General features: G+C 71.5%; 20 protein-coding genes. 7 read left to right on the forward strand and 13 right to left on the reverse strand.

Annotation, left to right across the window (positions count from 1 at the left end; translation table 11 throughout):
• Positions 1-74: 74 nt before the first annotated feature.
• Positions 75-719, reverse strand: a complete 645-nt coding sequence (gene metW, locus BLQ43_RS11885) for a methionine biosynthesis protein MetW (RefSeq protein WP_245659569.1) — start codon at positions 717-719, stop codon at positions 75-77.
• Complete coding sequence (gene metX / locus BLQ43_RS11890) at positions 716-1,888, reverse strand: homoserine O-acetyltransferase MetX (protein ID WP_090021168.1); 1,173 nt, start codon at positions 1,886-1,888, stop codon at positions 716-718. The genes metW and metX overlap by 4 nt, the downstream gene beginning before the upstream one ends.
• A gap of 366 nt (positions 1,889-2,254) precedes the next feature.
• Here metX and BLQ43_RS11895 point away from each other — a divergent pair, with 366 nt between their 5' ends.
• Genes BLQ43_RS11895 through BLQ43_RS11905 form a run of 3 tightly spaced genes read left to right on the forward strand, consistent with a single transcriptional unit; the run spans position 2,255 to position 5,193 of the window.
• Positions 2,255-3,103 (forward strand): chorismate mutase, encoded by an 849-nt coding sequence (locus BLQ43_RS11895; protein WP_090021171.1) that lies wholly within the window; start codon positions 2,255-2,257, stop codon positions 3,101-3,103.
• Positions 3,104-3,130: 27 nt separating this feature from the next.
• On the forward strand, positions 3,131-4,219 hold the full coding sequence (hisC, locus tag BLQ43_RS11900) for a histidinol-phosphate transaminase (RefSeq protein WP_090021173.1): 1,089 nt from the start codon (positions 3,131-3,133) through the stop codon (positions 4,217-4,219).
• The gene (locus tag BLQ43_RS11905; RefSeq protein WP_090021175.1) at positions 4,216-5,193 is read left to right on the forward strand and encodes a prephenate/arogenate dehydrogenase family protein; all 978 of its coding nucleotides are present in this window, start codon (positions 4,216-4,218) and stop codon (positions 5,191-5,193) included. Before hisC ends, BLQ43_RS11905 begins: the two co-directional genes overlap by 4 nt.
• On the opposite strand, the gene BLQ43_RS11910 is transcribed toward BLQ43_RS11905, so the two are convergent.
• Positions 5,081-6,115 carry a DUF2125 domain-containing protein gene (locus BLQ43_RS11910; RefSeq protein ID WP_176758659.1) on the reverse strand — a complete coding sequence of 345 codons (1,035 nt, stop codon included), beginning with the start codon at positions 6,113-6,115 and terminating at the stop codon, positions 5,081-5,083. The two genes, BLQ43_RS11905 and BLQ43_RS11910, sit on opposite strands and share 113 nt — an antisense overlap.
• Before the next feature lie 111 nt (positions 6,116-6,226).
• Here BLQ43_RS11910 and BLQ43_RS11915 point away from each other — a divergent pair, with 111 nt between their 5' ends.
• Entirely contained in the window at positions 6,227-6,811 is a 585-nt protein-coding gene (locus BLQ43_RS11915; protein WP_090021181.1) for a gamma-glutamylcyclotransferase, read from the forward strand.
• A 7-nt stretch (positions 6,812-6,818) separates the two neighbouring features.
• On the opposite strand, the gene BLQ43_RS11920 is transcribed toward BLQ43_RS11915, so the two are convergent.
• The 3 genes from BLQ43_RS11920 to BLQ43_RS11930 all read right to left on the reverse strand — a co-directional run bounded on the left by BLQ43_RS11920 (position 6,819) and on the right by BLQ43_RS11930 (position 10,599).
• On the reverse strand, positions 6,819-7,415 hold the full coding sequence (locus BLQ43_RS11920) for a PAS domain-containing protein (RefSeq protein WP_281217574.1): 597 nt from the start codon (positions 7,413-7,415) through the stop codon (positions 6,819-6,821).
• 94 nt (positions 7,416-7,509) lie between these two features.
• Complete coding sequence (locus BLQ43_RS11925) at positions 7,510-9,351, reverse strand: adenosylcobalamin-dependent ribonucleoside-diphosphate reductase (RefSeq protein ID WP_090021186.1); 1,842 nt, start codon at positions 9,349-9,351, stop codon at positions 7,510-7,512.
• Positions 9,352-9,417: 66 nt separating this feature from the next.
• Positions 9,418-10,599 carry a hypothetical protein gene (locus BLQ43_RS11930; protein WP_090021189.1) on the reverse strand — a complete coding sequence of 394 codons (1,182 nt, stop codon included), beginning with the start codon at positions 10,597-10,599 and terminating at the stop codon, positions 9,418-9,420.
• A gap of 133 nt (positions 10,600-10,732) precedes the next feature.
• On the opposite strand from BLQ43_RS11930, the gene BLQ43_RS11935 reads away from it, so the two are divergent.
• Entirely contained in the window at positions 10,733-11,137 is a 405-nt protein-coding gene (locus tag BLQ43_RS11935) for a hypothetical protein (RefSeq protein WP_090021191.1), read from the forward strand.
• A gap of 3 nt (positions 11,138-11,140) precedes the next feature.
• Here BLQ43_RS11935 and BLQ43_RS11940 read toward each other — a convergent pair whose 3' ends face one another.
• The 4 genes from BLQ43_RS11940 to ftsE are packed head-to-tail and all read right to left on the reverse strand — an operon-like array spanning position 11,141 to position 14,099.
• On the reverse strand, positions 11,141-11,887 hold the full coding sequence (locus BLQ43_RS11940) for a lysophospholipid acyltransferase family protein (protein ID WP_090021193.1): 747 nt from the start codon (positions 11,885-11,887) through the stop codon (positions 11,141-11,143).
• A complete protein-coding gene (locus BLQ43_RS11945; protein WP_090021196.1) occupies positions 11,884-12,516 on the reverse strand; it encodes a YdcF family protein in 633 nt (210 codons plus the stop codon). The genes BLQ43_RS11940 and BLQ43_RS11945 overlap by 4 nt, the downstream gene beginning before the upstream one ends.
• 1 nt (position 12,517) lies before the next feature.
• Positions 12,518-13,405, reverse strand: coding sequence for a cell division protein FtsX (locus BLQ43_RS11950; RefSeq protein WP_090021199.1), 888 nt, complete (start codon positions 13,403-13,405; stop codon positions 12,518-12,520).
• 13 nt (positions 13,406-13,418) lie between these two features.
• Positions 13,419-14,099: a cell division ATP-binding protein FtsE gene (gene ftsE / locus BLQ43_RS11955; RefSeq protein ID WP_090021202.1), complete on the reverse strand. Its 681-nt coding sequence runs from the start codon at positions 14,097-14,099 to the stop codon at positions 13,419-13,421.
• A 125-nt stretch (positions 14,100-14,224) separates the two neighbouring features.
• Between ftsE and BLQ43_RS11960 the strand changes: the two genes are divergently transcribed.
• Together BLQ43_RS11960 and BLQ43_RS11965 are read left to right on the forward strand one after the other, a co-directional pair.
• Complete coding sequence (locus BLQ43_RS11960; protein ID WP_090021291.1) at positions 14,225-14,977, forward strand: MJ0042-type zinc finger domain-containing protein; 753 nt, start codon at positions 14,225-14,227, stop codon at positions 14,975-14,977.
• A 69-nt stretch (positions 14,978-15,046) separates the two neighbouring features.
• On the forward strand, positions 15,047-15,466 hold the full coding sequence (locus BLQ43_RS11965; RefSeq protein WP_090021204.1) for a response regulator: 420 nt from the start codon (positions 15,047-15,049) through the stop codon (positions 15,464-15,466).
• Positions 15,467-15,487: 21 nt separating this feature from the next.
• Here BLQ43_RS11965 and BLQ43_RS11970 read toward each other — a convergent pair whose 3' ends face one another.
• The 3 genes from BLQ43_RS11970 to BLQ43_RS11980 form a co-directional block, all read right to left on the reverse strand.
• A complete protein-coding gene (locus tag BLQ43_RS11970; RefSeq protein ID WP_090021207.1) occupies positions 15,488-16,342 on the reverse strand; it encodes an NUDIX hydrolase in 855 nt (284 codons plus the stop codon).
• The gene (locus BLQ43_RS11975; protein WP_090021210.1) at positions 16,339-16,656 is read right to left on the reverse strand and encodes an ACT-like domain-containing protein; all 318 of its coding nucleotides are present in this window, start codon (positions 16,654-16,656) and stop codon (positions 16,339-16,341) included. The genes BLQ43_RS11970 and BLQ43_RS11975 overlap by 4 nt, the downstream gene beginning before the upstream one ends.
• Positions 16,657-17,148: 492 nt before the next feature.
• Entirely contained in the window at positions 17,149-17,784 is a 636-nt protein-coding gene (locus BLQ43_RS11980; protein ID WP_090021215.1) for a YceI family protein, read from the reverse strand.
• Positions 17,785-17,788: the final 4 nt, after the last annotated feature.

Here is a 17,788-nt window from a genome sequence, read left to right on the forward strand (position 1 = left end):
GGGTGGGAGGGGAATCTTGACCGATCGTTGAGACGCGCCGGCCAAGTTCGTCGCGGCATCGTGCCGGTGGTCGGTTAGGCCCCGTTCTTGCGCAGCAGGAACAATCCCTGCTCTGCCAGCACGTTCGAGAACCAGGGCGTTCGGAGCTTCTTGTCGAAGCCCTTGTCGTCCAGGCTGAGCGCGCGCTCGACCGTGATGTCGAGGCTGTCCGCGAGCGCCAGGAAATCGCGGATCGTGCACAGGTGGATGTTCGCCGTTTCGTACCAGGGATCGGGCAGGAACCCGGTTTCCGGCATGCGCCCGTGTAGGAGCAGGTGCCCGCGCACGCGCCAGTGCCCGAAGTTGGGGAAGGAGACGATGGCGTGCCGGCCGATGCGCACCAGGTGCTCCAGCACCAGCTTGGGCGCGCGCGTGGCTTGCAGCGTTTGCGACAGCACGACGTAGTCGAACGCGCGCGTGGGATAGTCCTTCAGGTCGGTGTCGGCGTCGCCCTGGACCACCGAAAGCCCGTGGCGCACGCAGGCGTTCACTCCGGCCTGGCTCAACTCGATCCCGCGGCCGATGGCGGCGCGCTCGTGCACCAGCAGTTCCAGCAGCGCGCCGTTGCCCGTGCCAACGTCCAGTACGCGCGCCCCCGGCTCGACCATGCCGGCGATGAGCTGGAGGTCGGCGCGGATGCTCTCGCGGCGCGGGGCGGGGGTGTCGGCGGCGGCGCTCACCGGCCCAGCCCCCGGTGTTCGGCGCAGCCCTGGAGAAAGCCGCGCAACACGGCGAACAACTCGGGCTCGTCCAGCAGGAAGGCGTCGTGGCCCTTGTCGGACTCGATCTCGCAGAAGCTCACGTCGGCCGCCGCGGCGTTGAGGGCGTGGACGACCTCGCGGCTTTCCGGGGTGGGGAAGAGCCAGTCGCTGGTGAAGGAGATGACGCAGAAGCGCACCGGGGTGTCGCGGAAGGCCTCCGCCAGCACGCCGCCGTGCTCCGACACCAGGTCGAAGTAGTCCATCGCGCGGGTGATGTAGAGATAGGCGTTGGCGTCGAAGCGGTCGACGAAGGTGGAGCCCTGGTGGCGCAGGTAGCTCTCCACCTGAAAGTCGGCGTCGAAGCCGTAGGTGACGCTCTTGCGGTCCTGCAGGCTGCGGCCGAACTTGCGGTGCAGCGCGGCTTCCGAGAGGTAGGTGATGTGCGCGGCCATGCGCGCCACCGCAAGGCCCCGGCGCGGTGCCGTGCCGGCCTTCATGTAGTCGCCGCCCTGCCAGTCCGGGTCGGCCATGATGGCCTGTCGGCCGACCTCGTGGAAGGCGATGTTCTGGGCCGAGTGCCGCGCCGCGCCCGCAATGGGCACGGCGGCGAAGGTGCGCTCGGGATACGCCGAGGCGAACTGCAGCGCCTGCATCGCCCCCATCGAGCCGCCGATGACGCAGAACAGCTTCTCGATGCCCAGGTGGTCCAGCAGCATCACCTGGGCGCGCACCATGTCCGCGATCGTGATGACGGGGAAGTCCAGGCCCCACGGCTCGCCCGTGTCGCGGCGGATTTCCGGCGGTCCCTCGGTGCCCGAGCAGCCGCCCAGCACGTTGGCGCAGACGATGAAGTAGTGATCGGTGTCCAGCGGCTTGCCGGGGCCGATCATCAGCGACCACCACCCGGCCTTGCGCGAATGCGGCGGGTCCACGGGGTGCTGGTCGCCCGTGAGCGCGTGGCACACCAGAATGGCGTTGGAGCGGTCCGCATTGAGCGTGCCGTAGGTGCGGTACGCCATGCGGAAGGGGCCGAGTTCCGCGCCGCAGTCCAGCTTCAGCGGCGTCTCGTGGCCCAGCTCGACGCGGTGGCCGGCGTCGAGCGCGGCCCGGGCCGGGCTGCTGGTGGGCGCGGGATTGTCCATCTTCATCGCAACTCGCGGCTCGTGTGGCCCCAGGCCCTCACCGGCGAAAGCCCATCGCACACGCTAGCGGCGCACGTCCAATCGGCCGAACCGCTTGGACACGTGGACGTTGAGAGCTAGAAACCCCGGTCCGGGCTGTCAACGGATACGGCGTGGGGGTTTTGCGGTCGGGTCGCCGCCCGCGCGGGGTTTTGTTTTGATCTGCCGCGGGTGACACCCTATTCCTACACGACGTGTGCGGGGGCTGCCACACGCCGTCCCGATGGGCAGGTGCGCCGACCGGTCGTGGCCGGGCCGCCGCGCGCCGCCGGCCAACCGACGGGCTGGCCACGCGCTTCGCGCGGCCGGCCAATCGACCAGGATACGGGTGCCATGACGCTGGGGGAAACCTCGCTCGCCGAGCTGCGCCAGGAAATCGACGCCATCGACGACTCGCTGCACGACCTGCTCATGCGCCGCGGCGACGTGCAGGCGCATGTCGGCCGGGCCAAATCGGGCGACGGCGTGTATATCCGCCCCGGGCGCGAGGCGCTGGTGCTGCGCCGGCTCATGGCCCGCCACCAGGGCAGCTTCCCCAAGCCCGCGCTCGTGCGCATCTGGCGCGAGATCTTCGCCGCCGGGCTGTCGCTCCAGGGCGACTTTTCCGTGGCCGTGCCGACCGCCGGCAACGGCGCCATGAAGACCCTGGCCGTGGACCACTTCGGCGCGCTGACGCCCACCCTCGAGCTCGCCGATGCGGGCGAGGTGCTGGCTGCCGTGCGGCGCGGGGACGCGGCCGTGGGCGTGCTGCCAATGCCCCAGCCGGGCGAGGCCGAGCCGTGGTGGCGCCGGCTCGCCCGCGATCCCGGCGCGCCGCCCATCATCGCCCGCCTGCCGTTCGCCGCGCCCGCCAGCCGCGCCGGCGACGCCGAGGCCCTGGCGGTCGGCGCCGCGCCCGCGGAGGACACGGGCAACGACCGCAGCTTCCTCGCCCTGGAAGCCACCGGCGAGGCCACCGACGCCGACGTCAGCACGGCCGTCACCGACGCCGGCTTCGAGCCCGTGGCCTGGCAGACCGCGCCCGCTGACAACGGGGGCGGCCGGCTCCACCTTCTGGAAACGCCGGGCGTGGTCGTGCCCGGCGACAACCGGTTGGAAACGCTCGCCGGCACGCCCGCCGTCGCCGACGCCCGCGCGCTCGGCAGCTACGCCGTGCCGCTGACCGCCGCCGAACTGGCCTGATACCTTTTTCGAGCCCGGAGACGTTCCATGCCGCCGCAGCCGCGCCCCGGCATCCTGGCCACCGAGCCCTATCAGGGCGGCGAAAAGGAGCTGCCCGGCTTCTCGCGCGTCGCCCGCCTCGCCTCCAACGAGAACCCCTTCGGCGCCAGCCCGCGCGCGCTGGAGGCCTACGAGACCGCGCGCGAGGGCCTGAATCGCTACCCGGACGGCCACAGCGCCGCGCTGCGCACGGCCATCGGCGAGGTGCACGGCCTGGACCCGGCGCGCATCGTCTGCGGCGCGGGCTCGGACGAGCTGATCGGGCTGCTGACCGAGGCCTACGCCGGGCCGGGCGACCGCGTCGTCTACAGCCGCCACGGCTTCCTGATGTACCCCATCTTCGCCACCACGGCGGGCGCCACCCCGGTAGCGGCGCCGGAGGCGAACCTCACGACCGACGTGGACGCCATTCTGGCGCGCGTGACGCCGGAGACGCGCGCGGTCTTCCTGGCGAACCCGAACAACCCCACGGGCTCCTACCTCTCGCGCGCGTCGCTGGAGCGCCTGCACGCCGGCCTGCCCGAGGACGTGCTGCTGGTGATCGACGCCGCCTACGCCGAGTACGCCACGGCCGGCGATTACAGCGACGGCGCGGAGCTGGCGGCGCGCAGCGGGAACGTCGTGGTGACGCGCACCTTCTCCAAGATCTACGGGCTCGCCGGCCTGCGCATCGGCTGGGCCTACGGGCCGCCGGGGATCGTCGACGTGCTCAACCGCGTGCGCATGCCCTTCAACGTCGCCACCCCGGCGCAGGAAGCCGGCGCGGCCGCCGTGCAGGACCGCGACTTCGTCGCGCGCTCGGTGGCGCACAACACGCAGTGGCGTGCCTGGTTCCGCGAGCGCGCGCAGGCCGCCGGCATCGAGGCGCTGCCGTCGGAGGCCAACTTCGTCCTGTTGCGCTTCGCCGACGAGGACGCGGCCGAACGGGCGCTCAGCACGTTCAAGGCGGGCGGCGTGCTGGTGCGCCAGATGGGCAAGTACGGCCTGCCGGACTGCCTGCGCGTCTCCATCGGCGGCAGCGAGGACATGCACATGGCCGCCGACGCGCTCGACGCCTTCGCGGGGCAGCCGGGATGAGCGGGCAGCGCGTCGCCAACCGCCTGGCGATCCTGGGGATCGGCCTGATCGGCTCCTCGCTGGCGCTGGCGGCGCGCCGCCACGGCCTGGTCGGGGAGATCGTGGGCTGCGCCCGCTCGCCGGAAACGCGGCGGACGGCGCTCGACCTCGGCATCGTGGACGCGGCCACGGGCGACCCGGCGGAAGCGGCGGCGGACGCCGACATCGTCGTCTTCGCCACGCCGCTGAGCGCCTATCCCGCGCTGGCCGAGGCCGTCTCGCCGGTGCTGAAGGCGGAAAGCATCGTCACCGACGTCGGCTCGGTGAAGCAGTCGGTGATCCGCGACATCGGCCCCTTCGTGCCGGACCACGTGCACTTCGTGCCCGGCCATCCGGTCGCGGGCACGGAGAAGTCGGGGCCGGAGGCCGGCTTCGCCGAGCTGTTCGAGGACCGCTGGACCATCCTCACGCCGCCGCCGGGCACGGACCGCGACGCGATCGCGCGGATCACGGCGCTCTGGCAGGGCGTGGGCGCGATGGTCGAGGAGATGGACCCGCGTCACCACGACCGCGTGCTCGGCATCACCTCGCATCTGCCGCACCTGATCGCCTACACGATCGTCTCCACGGCGTCGGACCTGGAGGGCGACGAGCGCCAGGAGGTCATCAAGTTCGCCGCCGGCGGCTTCCGCGACTTCACGCGCATCGCCGGGTCCGACCCCGTTATGTGGCGCGACATCTTTCTGAACAACCGGGATGCGGTGCTGGAGATCCTGCAGCGCTTCAACGAGGACATCACCGCACTTCAGCGTGCCATCCGCTGGGGCGAGGGCGAGGTGCTCGCCGAGCGCTTCGACCGGGCGCGCCAGATCCGGCGCGGCGTCATCGAGGCGCATCAGGCCGGCTCGTTCGATCCGCGAGAACCGGAGAAAGCCGCCCCAGCGGCATCGGACCCACAAGCACCTTCCCGTTCCGGAAATGAAGGGGAACGGTGATCGTCTTCGGCCCCTCGTCCTGAACCTGCTGCAGCGCCGCCGCCAGCATGCGCGCATAGCCGGCGATGCGCTCCGACACCCAGCCGGCCTCCAGCAGCGCCCGGACGGCCGGTTCCAGCCCGCGCACGTCGACCTGAAGCGTGCCCGCCGGGCGCAGCTTTTCGTCCAGGGCCACTTGACCGTCGGCTTTGACCGTGACGTCCGCCCAGTGGACGCTTGCCGCGTGGACTTCCAGCGCGCCGCCGTTGCTGCGCCAGGCCTGCAGGCCCTCGCGCGTGATCGCGTCCGGAAGCGGCCCGCGCAGCGTGGCGTCGATGCGGATGCGCCGCACCGTCCGGCCGAGCGGGAGCGCCAGTGGGGCCGGCAGCGTGACCTGTCGAGCCTCCGTCCGGAGTGGGACGCGGTGCTCACCGGCGTTTGCCCCACCGCCCATGCGCGCGGTGACGTGCTCGGCGCCAACCCGGCCCGCCCGAAGGCCCGTCAGGTCGACCTCCGCGAGCCGCATCCGGCCGCGCTGGAGGGCCCCGGCGGTCGAGAGGGTGGCCCGCCCCCGCGCTTCCTTGCCGTCCAGGCGCAGTGTGCGGCCCGCCTGGGTGGTGAGCGTGTGCGTGCCCGGCGCGCGCCAGTGCACCGTCAACGGCTGTGTCAGCTGCGCTCTCGCCGTCACGCCGGGAAGCTGCCAGTGCCAGCCGGCGGGCGCCCGCACGGCGGGGCCGTCGAAGCGCGCGGTGATGCGGCTCGGAAAGCCTCCGATCTCGGGCTCGGCATCGGTGAAGGCATAGCCCTCCGCGCGCCGCTCGGCGAGCCAGTTGCGCCAGCTTTCCGCCAGTGCCGTGCTGGCCCACAGCCAGCCGCCGCCGACGACGGACGCCGTCAGCACGAGCAGCGCCAGCGGCACGAAAACCAGCAGCTTGCGGCGCATGGCACGTCTCCTCGTGTGCGCGGGCCGGTGTGAGCAGGCGGGTCGCGGCGGTTTTCCCGCCCCGCCGGACGGGGTAGGCTCCGCCGGCGCGTTCATCACGGGCCCCGGACCATGACCCGATCCGATCAGTCAGCCAAGTTCTACCAGGGCAAGCCGCGGCTGGACCCGCCGCCGGACGCGGATTTCTGGGTGTTCGCCTACGGCTCGCTCATCTGGCGGCCGGGCTTTCCGCACCTCGAGGTCAAGCGGGGGCTGTTGCGCGGCTATCACCGCCGCTTTTGCGTGTATTCCCACACCTATCGCGGAACACCCGACCGGCCGGGCCTCGTGCTCGGCCTCGACCGCGGCGGCTCGTGCCACGGGCTCGTGTACCGCGTGCCCGCCGCCGAGGGCGAGTGGGTCATGGACTACCTGCACGACCGCGAGATGGTCCTGGGGGTCTACGATCCGCGCTGGCTGGCCGTGGATACCGACGATGGGCGCGTCATGGCGGCGGGCTTCGTCGTCGATCCCGGTCACCCGCAGTACGCCGGCGACATCAGCCGCGCGGAGATGGTGCGCCTCATCCGCCAGGGCGAGGGGCGCGGCGGTCCGTGCGTGGACTACCTGCGCAACACCGTGGCGCACCTGGACGCGCTGGACATGCACGACCACACGCTGCATGAGCTCTTGCGCGAGGTGGACGGCGCCACCTGAGGGATGGTCAGCCGACGGCGGCCGTGCGGCGGCTGGGGACGCCCGCGCCAATGTCGATGAAGGTGATGTCGAGCGCGCCCTCGCGCGCGGCCGGGTTGGCGCGCGTGTCCACGGAGAAGGGGCGCTCGTCGCTGTCGGAAACGGCAAAAAACTGGCAAACGCCGCGGCGGTCGTCCGCCACGGGCAGGAAACAGATCTCCGCGCGGTAGGCCAGGCCGTGGCGGCGCACGACCTCGCGCACCAGCCGCATGCCGCAGGGATGCTGGACGGCCTCGCGGATGACGTGGACGCGCCAGTCCGCGTGTTCTCCCGGCAGGCAGTCGCGGAAACGCATGCCGGTGGGCTCGAATCCCCAGCGCTCGACCACGTTCGAGCCGGCGAGCCGGATGACGGGGTCGCCCGCGTCGCCGTCGAAATCCATGACCAGACAATCGGCCATCAAGCGGCCCAGGCTTTCCGGGGCGATCCCGCTGCGTGCCGGGATCACGGTCCTGGCCGCGTCCCGCCAACCGCACCACGTATGCACGAACGCGCGGCACGTCGGGCCGGTGAACTGTTGGGGCAGGCTCCTCTCGCTCGTGGGCACGCGGGACCTCTCCAGCATCGACGGTTGTGGGAACGCTAGTGCGGCTTCGCCCACGCCACAACATTTCAATTTCGAGATATTCAAATGCGTTAACTGTGGTGCGGCTCGCGGCTCACGCCCCGCAGCGGGAGGCGCCGCAGTGCGCGCACACCCGGCACCCCGGATGGCCCAGCACCTCGCGGGCACCACAGACCCGGCACGGTTCCTCGGCGAGCGTGCGGTGGTCACCCGGGCTGGTTTGGCCCGCATCGCCGCCGGCTTCCAGCACCGCGCCGGTCGTGGGGTTCGGACGGTAGGTGGTGCAGCCTTTGCAGCCCGCCTCGAACGCGCGGCGGTAGACGTCCTTGAAGGCGTCGAAGCCGATGTCGGCGGGGACGTTGATCGTCTTGGACACCGAGGCGTCGATGTAGCGCTGCACCGCCGCCTGCATGGCGACGTGAGCGTCCGGTGTCAGCGATTCCGTGTCGACGAAGGCGGGCGGCAGGGCGCTGTCATCGCCCACCAGGCGGCGGTATTCGGCCACGGCGTAATCCGTGACCGTGACCTCGCGGTGGGTGTCGTCGCGCTGGCGGATCTTGCGCGTATAACTCGGGCTGTAGACCGGCTCCAGGCCGGAGGAGACGTTGTTGGCGACCAGCGAGATCGTGCCCGTGGGCGCGACCGAGCCGACGAGGCCGTTGCGCACGCCGTGCGCGGCGATCGCCGCGCGCACGTCGGCGTCCAGCGCCTGCACCGTGGGGCTTTCCAGGTAGCGCTCGCGGTCGAACAGCGGGAAGGGGCCGCGCTCGCGCGCCAGCTCGACCGAAGCCAGATAGGATCGCCGCTGTAGCGCGTGCAGCCAGTCTCCGGTGCGCGCGACGGCGGCGTCGCTGCCGTAGGTCAGCCCGCACATCATCAGCGCGTCGGCCAGCCCGGTCACGCCGAGCCCGATGCGGCGCTTGGCCACGGCTTCCTCGCGCTGCTGCGCCAGCGGGAAGCGCGAGACGTCGATGGCGTTGTCCAACATGCGCACGGCCCGGGGCACCAGCTCGTCCAGCGCGCTTACGTCCAGGTCGGCCGCGTCCGTGAAGGGATGGCGCACCAGCCGCGCCAGATTGATCGAGCCGAGCAGGCACGCCCCGTACGGGGGCAATGGCTCTTCGCCGCACGGATTGGTTGCATGAATAATTTCACAATATGCGAGATTGTTGAGGGCGTTCACGCGGTCGATGAAGATGACGCCCGGCTCGGCGTAATCGTAGGTGGCCGCCATGATGCGGTCCCACAGTTCGCGGGCGCGCAGCGTGCGGTACACCTCGCCCCCGAAGGTCAGCGGCCAGGCGTCGTCCGCCTCGACGGCGGCCATGAAGGAGTCCGTCGCCAGCACCGAAAGGTTGAACATGCGCAGGCGGGCCGGGTCCGCCTTGGCGGCGATGAAGGCCTCGATGTCCGGGTGGTCGCAGCGCAGCGTGCCCATCATGGCGCCGCGCCGGTTGCCGGCGCTCATGATGGTGCGGCACATCGCGTCCCAGACGTCCATGAAGCTGACGGGCCCGGAAGCCGTGCCGCCCAGCCCGCGCACGGGCGCGCCCGCTGGGCGCAGCGTGGAGAAGTCGTAGCCGATGCCGCCGCCGGCGCGCAGCGTTTCCGCAGCTTCGCGCAGGTGGGTGAAGATCCCGTGCAGGTCGTCCGGGATCGTGCCCATGACGAAGCAGTTGAAGAGCGTGACCTCCAGCCCCGTGCCCGCGCCGGCCAGGATGCGGCCCGCCGGCATGAAGCGGAAATCGTCGAGCGCCGCGCGGAAGGCGTCGCGCTGCGCCGCGCGCGTGTGCGCCGGCTCGGCCTGGGCGAGCGCGGCGGCCACGCGGTCCCAGGTCTCGCCGATGTCGGCTTCCAGGGGCGTTCCGTCGGCCGCCTTGCGGCGGTACTTCATGTCCCAGATGCGCTGGGCGATGGGCGTCAACTGGACCGTCATGCCGCGCGCGTCCGCCGGTGCCTGTGGTCCCGGCAGTTTGGCGGCACAAGCTCGCGCGGCAAAGGGTCAGGCGACCTCCACGGTTTCACCCGCCAGCGGCACCCCGGCGTCGGCCAGCATCGCCAGGTCCACGTCGCTGATGTCCCGGCTCTCCCCGGCCCTGAGCGCGGTGGCCATGAGGTCGCCGTCGTCGGCGAGATGGTAGGGATCGCCGTCCGCCAGCGGGACGGTATCCCCGCCGTTCGCCTCGCGCGCCGACGCGCCGTCGAAGACGAGGCCGCCGAAGGGGTCGCTTTCGACGTTGGTGTCGAAGGTGGACACACGGCCGACGTTGCTGGTGTGCGTGCCGTTGAAGCCGAGAACGTGGCCCAGCTCGTGCGTCAGGATGGTGAGTGCATCGAACTGCGTGCGCGGCACGTCCTCGGACAGCTCGGTGTTGAAGACCCAGTCGTCGACCTCGGGGATCTCGATGCGCAGATCCTCGCCGATGCCGTTGGGATCGGTGCCGGTCTTCAGCTCCGCGACGACGCCCTGCTGGTGCACCGGCTGGCCCGCGTCGTCGACCAGCCCCGTGTCCACGGTCGTCCCGCTGAGGGCCTGCGCGAGGGTGCTGTCCGGGAGATCGGGGTCGCTGATGATCTCGGCCTCGATCGTGACGTCGGTGTCGATGGCCAGTTCGTCCGTCCACTGCACCCAGGCCGCTTGCAGGGAGTCGCGCAGCTCCGGCCGGACGCCGTCGAACACACCCGCCGGGTCCGTGAAGGTGGCTTCCAGTTCGGCGCCCGCGGTTGCGCCGCCGTCATCGGATCCGTCGCTCGTCGAGGTGCCGCCGCTTCCGGTGTCGGCGATGCCGGAGATGTCCGTGCCATCCAGGTTGACCGTCGACGGATCGAAGCCGGAATCGACGGCCCGCCCGTCCACCTGAACGCTCGGGGTGCCGCTGCCCGCGTCGATGCCGGCGGTCGTGCTGCCGTCGGCGAAGGCCAGCTCGACATCGGCGTTGAGCGCGATCTCCGCGCTGGCGCCGTCGGGGCGCGAGACCGTCAAGACGTTGCCGCCGGCGGAGAAATCGTAGGCGTCGGCGTCGCGCGCGAATTCCACCCGGTCGCCCGTGTTGCCGCCGAAGCTGATGTCCCCGCGGGCCGGCACCTGAAGGGTTTCCGCCGCGCGGGTCCCGCTTACCCGGGCCTGAAGCGGCAGCAGCACCGTCTGCTGGCTGCCGTCGAGGACGAAAAGGTTGCCGTCCATGCCGCCACGCTCCTTTACCGCCAAGGCCGCCCATCATGCCGCGCCAGCTTGAACAAAGCTTTAACCCGGAGGGGCCCATCGTTGGTCGCCAGCCAGAACAGCATATCGCTCCGCGCCGCCGAAGGGGGAGGCGATGCCGCGCCACGCACCGACCGCCGCGGCACCGGCTGCCGCGGCTCGCTCGCCGTTCAAGGCCCTGCGCGCCTGGCTTCAGGGCTTTCAGTACAGCGAGGATGCCGACCCCGAGGGCGCCTTCGTCGGCGACCCCGCGCGGCTGGCCCGGATCGGCCGGCGGCAATTCAAGCGCCACCTCGCCGCGCTGGAGCGCATCGTTGCGGAAAACCGCGTCAACCGCCGCGACCGCGTGCTCAACATCTTCATCGGGCTGGCGCTGTGCGTGATCGTGATCGGGGTCGTGATCCTGGTTCCCAACCTGCTGCGCTACGCGCGCTACGGCCTGTCGGAGCGCAACGCCCGGCGCCGGCTGGACGCGGACCGGGCCCGCTTTCGCGCGCGTTTCGGCACGCCGCCGGGGTAGGGCTCACCCCGCGCGGGCCTGCTCGGATACGGCCTGCTTGTCGCCGCGCGCTTCGCGCACCAGCCGCGCCGTCGCCGGTTCCAGGCTGTCGGTCAGGCGGCGCATGAAGGCCTTGCGGCTCAGGCCCGGTTCGATGGGCGGCTGGATTTCCATGACGATCCGGCCCGGCTGCTTGCGGAAGGCGTGCCGCCCCCAGAACACCCCGGAATTGAGCGCGATGGGCACAACCGGCAGGTTGAGGTCGCGGTACAGCGCGGCCACGCCCGGATGATAGTCGCCGGGCGCGTCGGGCGGCCGGCGCGTGCCCTCGGGATAGATGATCAGCGGCCGGCCCTGGTCGACCACGGCCCGCGCCCCGCGCAGCATGCGGCGCAGGGACGCGGCGCCGCCCGCACGGTCGATGGGCACGGCGCCGTGGCGCAGCAGGTACCAGCCGAACGGCGGGCTCCAGGTCAACTCGCGCTTCAGGATGTAGGCGGGGTCGTCGAACACCAGCGGAAACGCGAGGGTGTCCCAGGCGGACTGATGCTTGGCCGCCACCAGGAAGGGCGGGTCCGGCAGGTTCTCGCGCCCGCGGATTTCGTGGCCCAGGCCGACGATCCCGCGCAGCAGCCAGAACAGCACCCGGATCCACACGCGGCCGCCAGCCAGGATCCACCGCCGCGGCGCCGCCAGCAACGGCAGGCAGGCGATCATCATGAACGCGGTCCAGGCGAAGCCGACCACGTTGAACGTCAGCGAGCGCATCATGGATGAGCGGCTCCGGTCAGGCTCTCGCGCACCAGCGCGGCGAGGTACTTGCTGTATTCCGTCATCAGCAGGCGCGCCTTGTTCGGCGCGCGCCACCAGGGCGCGGCGCTCAGCCCCGGCGGGAACACGGGATGGGGCACGATGTGCACGTCCGGCAAGCGGGCGCGGAACGCCAGCAGGCTGCGCGGGATGTGGTAGGCGGCGGTGACGAGGCGGAGGGACTCGACGCCGTGCCGGGTCACCCATTCGGCGGTCTCGTCCGCGTTGCCGCGCGTCGTCCGTGCCGTGTGGCCCAGGTCGACGCAGCAGGTGATGTCGCCGTGATCGCGCCCGTTCGCCTTGAGCACCGCGTCCAGGTCGACGCGCTCGTGCACGCCGGAAATCAACAGGCGCTCACCCAGGCCCTCGGCCAAGAGGTCCAGCCCGACCGCCACCCGGCGGTTGCCGCCCGTGAGCACGACAATGGCATCGGTGGCGCGTGTGGGCTCCGCCACGCGCTCGGGCAGGTGGGTTGTGAACCACAGGAACCCGCCAAACCAGCCGGCCGCTGCGAGGCCCACGAGCCCGATCAGCCAAGCGGCGCCGCGCCGGCGCACACGCTTGCCGCTGGCGAGCGCCCGGCGGGCCATGTCACGCCAGCCTCGCCAGGGTGCGCAGCACGGTCAGCCGCGCCGTCGCCGTGGCCACGGCTGCGGTCGCCACCGGGATGAGGCCGAGCGACGCCCACTGCCAGCCGGCGAGTGCCAGGTCCGGGATGAGCGCGCCGCCGCCCACCGAGATGGCTTCGCGCAGGATCAGCAGCGTGGCGGCTGCCAGCACCACCCCGATCACGCCGCCGAGCAGGCCCAGCCGCAGCGCGTGGTGCTGGAACTGCCGGGCGATGTAGCCGTCCTGCGCCCCGATCAGGTGCAGGATCTCGATCACGTTGCGGTGCACGGCCAGGCCCGTGCGCGTGGCGAAGATCACCGTCACCACGGCGGCCGCCGTGACCAGTCCCATGACCAGCACGGCCACGCCCTGGAAGGAGCGCACCACCTCCAGCAACCGGCCCAGCGTGCGCTGGTGGTCGTCGATGGTCGCGCGCGGCGCGGCCGTTTGCACGGCGGCCTGGAGGTTCGCCATGTCGGGCGGGTTGGCGCGGTTCACGCGCGCCGCCACCAGCGCGGGCAGCGGCAGCTCGCCCAGGCTGCGGCGCTCGCCCAGCCAGGGGGCCAGCATCTCGCGCACCCGCTCGTCCGGAATGGGGCGCGCGCTGGCGATGCCGGGCCGGCGCTTGAGGGTGTCGACGACGTTGTTCACCTGCGCGGCGCGGCTCACCTGGCTGTCCGGGCCGGGCGGCGGGATCTGCACCGTGAGCCGGCCGGCCAACCCGGTGTCCCAGCGCTCGGCCAGGTTGCTCACGGCCAGCGCCGCCGCCAACGCCAGCGTGGCGAGATAGACCATGAAGCCGATCAGCCACGGCAGGTAGCGGGCCGAGGCGTCCTTCTGCAGGGGAACGTCGCGCCGGGCGAAGATCACGCCGTCCCCCGCCTCAGCCGTGACGCTGGCGCGGGGGATCGCCCGCGGCGCTGTCCCCGCCCGCGAGGCGGATGACGGGGTGCTGGAAGCGCTGCACCAGCTGCTCGCTGTGGGTGGCGATCACGACGGTCGTCCCCATCTTGTTGAGTTCCTCGAAGAGGTACAGCAACCGGAGAGCAAGACGATCATCCACGTTGCCCGTGGGCTCGTCCGCGAGCAAGAGGCTGGGCCGGCCGATGACGGCGCGCGCGATGGCGACGCGCTGCTGCTGCCCGCCGGACAGCGTGGGCGGGTAGGCGTGCAGGTGCTCGCCCAGCCCCACCCAGGCGAGCAGCTCGGCCACGTGCTCCGAGACGCTGGTGCCGCCCTTGCCCTGGACGCGCAGCGGCAGCTCGACGTTCTCCAGGGCCGTGAGGTGGTCGAGCAGGCGGAAGTCCTGGAACACGACGCCGATTCGCCGGCGCAGCAGCGTCTTGTCGCGCCGCGTGAGCTGGGCGATGTCCTTGCCGAACAGGCTCACCCGACCGTCGGACGGCTTGTGCCAGAGGTACATCAGCTGCAGCAGCGAGGTCTTGCCCGCGCCGCTGGCGCCCGAAACGAAGTGGAACGAGCCGGGCTGAAGGTGGAAGCTGAGATCGCGCAGCACGTGGTGGCCGGTGCCGTACTGGAAGCTCACGTTGTCGAAGCGAACCACCGGCGTCCCCCTTGTGGCCCCTGCTGGCCCCCTGCGTGGGCGCGCCGCCGCAACGCCGCGGCTTGCGCGCACGGACGCCGACACCTATAAAGCGGGAAACCAAGGTTTTCCAGCGCCCTCGCGCAATGATTCTGACCTGTCCCCAATGCGGTTCTCAATTCCGGGTGGCGGCTGAGAAGCTCGGCCTGTACGGGCGGACCGTGCGCTGTTCGCGCTGCAAGCACAGCTGGCACGCCACGCCGGACGACGACGAGTCCGAGGAGCTGGAGCTGAGCCCGGACGGCGAGCCCAATCAGACGGGCGAGGGCACAGCGGCCGCCGAAGGTAACGACGGGGCGGGCGAAGCGGCCTCGCCCCACGCCTTCGACGAGGATCTGGCCGAGTTCCGCGCCGCCCACCGCCGGGCCATGCGCGCGGCCAACCCGGAGCCGGACGCGGGTCGGCGCTTCCCGCTTGGCTGGCTGGTGTTCGCCGCCGTCGTGCTCGCCATCGTCGCGGGCGGGTGGTTCGGCCGCCAGCAGGTCGTCGCCTACGTGCCCCAGACGGCGGCGCTCTACGATCTGGCCGGCGTGCCCGTGAACAGCGTTGCGCCGGGGCTGAAGCTGCGCGACGTCACGCGCCGCCGGCAGCTGGTGAACGACACCAACCAGCTCGTGCTGGAAGGCCGCATCGTGAACAGCGGCGACCGGGCGCAAAGCGTTCCCCCGATCCGGGCCACGCTCTACAATCAGGCCGGGGAGCGCCTGACGGCGTGGCGGTTCCGTGCCGAGGCATCGCAGTTGGCGCCGGGGGCGGAGACGACCTTCAGCTCGCGCCGCCCCGATCCCCCGAAAGAAGCACGCGAACTGTCCCTGACCTTCGTCGCGTCGTCGTCCTGACTTGTGATAAGGTTTTCCGCCGAAATCGGCTCGGTCGGGGTGTGACCGGGCGCCACGACGGGGCGGGCCATGGCGGACGCTGAAACCTCGGAAAGTGCCCATGCGGCGGTGGGCGGCGCGGCGCAACGCGTTCTCCTGGTCGACGACGACACGGCCGTGCGCACCTTCGCCGCGCGCGCCCTGGCCAACCGCGGCTACGCGGTGACCGCCGCGGCCAACGGGGAAGAGGCGCTGCGGCTGCTGGACGACGGCGCCGGCGCCGAGATCGTCGTCACCGACATCGTCATGCCGGGCATGGACGGGCTGGCGCTGGCCCGCACCCTGCGCCAGCGCCAGCCCGGCCTGCCGGTGATCCTGATGACGGGCTACGCCGAGGCCGCGCAGCGCAGCGAACTGGAAGCCGCCCCGGCACTGACGCTGCTCACCAAGCCCTTCCGGCTGCACACGCTGTGCGACAGCGTCGCCGCGCGGCTGGGCGATCCGGCGTGATCCGGGGCGCCGGGGCGGCGGTCACGCCGCGCCGTGCAGTGCCTGGAGCAGTTCCGGATACTGCGGTTCCTCGTCGGGCGTGACGACGCCGTGGCGGATGAAGAAGTCGATCATCACCACGGAAACGTTGAACTTGAAGGCGTCGCTGTCGCGCACGCGCGCCAGGGCATCCGCCACGTCCATCAGCTCGAAGCGCACGATCTCGCCGTCGCGGCACGCGGGCGTGAAATCGGCCGGCACATCCAGGTCGTAGATGAAGAGGGTGTCGTCGCGCAGTCCGCTCTCGGCCTCGCAGACGTAGCTGAGCGCGCCGACCGGTGTGGCCTGGCGCGCCAGCTCGGCCGGCATGGCGGCTTCCTCGTCGGCCTCGCGCACCACGGTGTCGTGCGCGCTGTCGCCGTGGGCCATGCCGCCGGCGACGAGGTGGTCCAGCTTGCCGGGGGCGACGCGCTTGTCGGCGGCGCGGGTGCCCACCCAGATCGCCAGGCCGTCCGGCCGGCGCACGAAGCCGTTCAGGTGAACGCCGTAGGACTTCACGCCGAACAGCGGCACCACGCCCCGGTCCAGGCGCAGGCGGGCGGGCGTCGCCCAGGTTTCCGAAACCCCGTAGGCCTCGCCCCGCGGCGTGGGCGCGTCGCCGCGCGCGGCCAGGGTTTCCGCCACGTCGTGAACGGCGCGCGAGCGTGCGTCCACGTCCGCCAGGCGCGGGGAGAGCGTCACCGCCGCCGCGTCCACCCGGAAAACGTCGGGAAAGTCGGCGAGCGCGCGGGCCGTGGCGTGGCGCACGCGCCCCACACGGTGGCCGTCCACCACGAAGGGGCGGAAGGCATCCGGGTCCCAGGTGCGGACGGCGGCGATGCGGTCGAAGAAGCTCACGCGAAGTCCTTGTCCGAGGTGAGCACGGCCTCCACGCCCCAGATCTGCCGCAGCAGCCGGGCCAGGAAGGCGCTTTCGTGTTGGCTCAGGTCGGCCACCTGCACGTCGATGGCCAGCTCGTCGCGCTCCGGCCCCATGCGGTCGGCGTGCCAGCGCTCGGGGGTGAGGCTGCGCTTGGCAAAGACTTCCAGCACGCGCGGCATCAGGCCGGGATCGGCGCAGGCGCGGATGGCGAAGCAGGTGACGCGGTGGGGATGGGGCGCGGATGCGGTCGCTTGGGACGGCGCGGCGGCGCCGGACGGATCAGCACGCATGGGAAACTCCTGCGCGGCGATGGCGGATCGGGATCAGACGCACTGCATACCCGGTGCCCATGCGGGCACCGGGCCCGTAATTCGCTCATCGCGGCTGCGCAGGACGGTGCGTGTCATGACAGGCCGAACGGTAGGAAGCCCTCGGGGAAGGGTCAAGGCGGCGGGCCGGATCATCCCGGCCCAATGCACGTCCCGGCATTCTCCACGGCGCTGTCCCCAAGGGGCTCCACCGCTTCTGGGGATAATCCTACCCCGTTCGAGGGCGAGGCTGCCACTACCAGGTTATCCCGAAGGTGATCCACAGGGCCGTCCCCGCGATCTGGGGACGGAAATTCATCCCCAACGCTATCCCCAGGGTGATCCGCAGTGCTGTCCCCGCGATCTGGGGAAAACCGCGTTTGGCGGCGGACGCGGGGCGTCCACACACGAACGCGCCGCCGGGCGGCTTCCCGGCGGCGCGCGGTGTACGGTCCAGGTCTGTGGAGGGCGCCCTTACTCGGGCAGCTTGTCCAGCTGGTCCTGGGCGAAGCCCTCGATCTCGATGAGCAGCTCCATCTCGTCGCCGATCGCGGGGGTGTACTTGGAAACGCCGAAATCCGAGCGCTCGATGGTGCCGCGTGCGGAGATGCCGGCGGTGAGGATGCCGTTGTACTGGGGGAGCGGGTGCTCGCCCAGCTTGTTCAGCGTCACATCCAGCGTCACCGGCTTCGTGGTCCCGTGCAGCGTCAGCTCGCCCGTGATCTCGGCGGTGTTTTCGCCCGTCTTCTCCACATCCGTCGAGGTGAAGGTGATCTCCGGGTATTCCTTCACGTTGAGGAAGTCGGGGCTGCGGATGTGCTCGTCGCGTTTGTCGTGCTGGGTGTCCACGCTGTCGGCCTGAATGGTGACGTTCACGGCCGCGTTGTCCGGGTTCTCCTTGTCGATCGTGAAGGTGCCGGAGAAGTCGGTGAACTCGCCGATCGCGTCCGAATAGCCGAAGTGCGTGATCATGAAGGCGATGTCGGAATGCGCCTCGTCGATCTTGAAGGTCTGCGGCTCGGCCTGGGCGGCCGTTGCACCGGCCAGCGCGGCGGTCATGCCGGCCGCGGCGGCGAGCGTGCGTCCGGTTCGCGTGATCGGGTTGCGCATGGCG

This window comes from Limimonas halophila (genome assembly GCF_900100655.1).
Lineage (GTDB): Bacteria > Pseudomonadota > Alphaproteobacteria > Kiloniellales > Rhodovibrionaceae > Limimonas > Limimonas halophila.

Bases quoted from the DNA above. Each gene is read 5' to 3' on its own strand.
- BLQ43_RS11980 (WP_090021215.1), bottom strand. From the start codon at position 17,784: ATGCGCAACCCGATCACGCGAACCGGACGCACGCTCGCCGCCGCGGCC.
- BLQ43_RS11910 (WP_176758659.1), bottom strand. From the start codon at position 6,115: ATGCGCCGCAAGCTGCTGGTTTTCGTGCCGCTGGCGCTGCTCGTGCTG.
- hisC (WP_090021173.1), top strand. From the start codon at position 3,131: ATGCCGCCGCAGCCGCGCCCCGGCATCCTGGCCACCGAGCCCTATCAG.
- BLQ43_RS11935 (WP_090021191.1), top strand. From the start codon at position 10,733: ATGCCGCGCCACGCACCGACCGCCGCGGCACCGGCTGCCGCGGCTCGC.
- BLQ43_RS11925 (WP_090021186.1), bottom strand. From the start codon at position 9,351: ATGACGGTCCAGTTGACGCCCATCGCCCAGCGCATCTGGGACATGAAG.
- metX (WP_090021168.1), bottom strand. From the start codon at position 1,888: ATGAAGATGGACAATCCCGCGCCCACCAGCAGCCCGGCCCGGGCCGCG.
- BLQ43_RS11940 (WP_090021193.1), bottom strand. From the start codon at position 11,887: ATGATGCGCTCGCTGACGTTCAACGTGGTCGGCTTCGCCTGGACCGCG.
- BLQ43_RS11920 (WP_281217574.1), bottom strand. From the start codon at position 7,415: ATGCTGGAGAGGTCCCGCGTGCCCACGAGCGAGAGGAGCCTGCCCCAA.
- BLQ43_RS11930 (WP_090021189.1), bottom strand. From the start codon at position 10,599: ATGGACGGCAACCTTTTCGTCCTCGACGGCAGCCAGCAGACGGTGCTG.
- BLQ43_RS11895 (WP_090021171.1), top strand. From the start codon at position 2,255: ATGACGCTGGGGGAAACCTCGCTCGCCGAGCTGCGCCAGGAAATCGAC.
- BLQ43_RS11945 (WP_090021196.1), bottom strand. From the start codon at position 12,516: ATGGCCCGCCGGGCGCTCGCCAGCGGCAAGCGTGTGCGCCGGCGCGGC.
- BLQ43_RS11960 (WP_090021291.1), top strand. From the start codon at position 14,225: ATGATTCTGACCTGTCCCCAATGCGGTTCTCAATTCCGGGTGGCGGCT.
- BLQ43_RS11915 (WP_090021181.1), top strand. From the start codon at position 6,227: ATGACCCGATCCGATCAGTCAGCCAAGTTCTACCAGGGCAAGCCGCGG.
- BLQ43_RS11975 (WP_090021210.1), bottom strand. From the start codon at position 16,656: ATGCGTGCTGATCCGTCCGGCGCCGCCGCGCCGTCCCAAGCGACCGCA.
- BLQ43_RS11965 (WP_090021204.1), top strand. From the start codon at position 15,047: ATGGCGGACGCTGAAACCTCGGAAAGTGCCCATGCGGCGGTGGGCGGC.
- BLQ43_RS11905 (WP_090021175.1), top strand. From the start codon at position 4,216: ATGAGCGGGCAGCGCGTCGCCAACCGCCTGGCGATCCTGGGGATCGGC.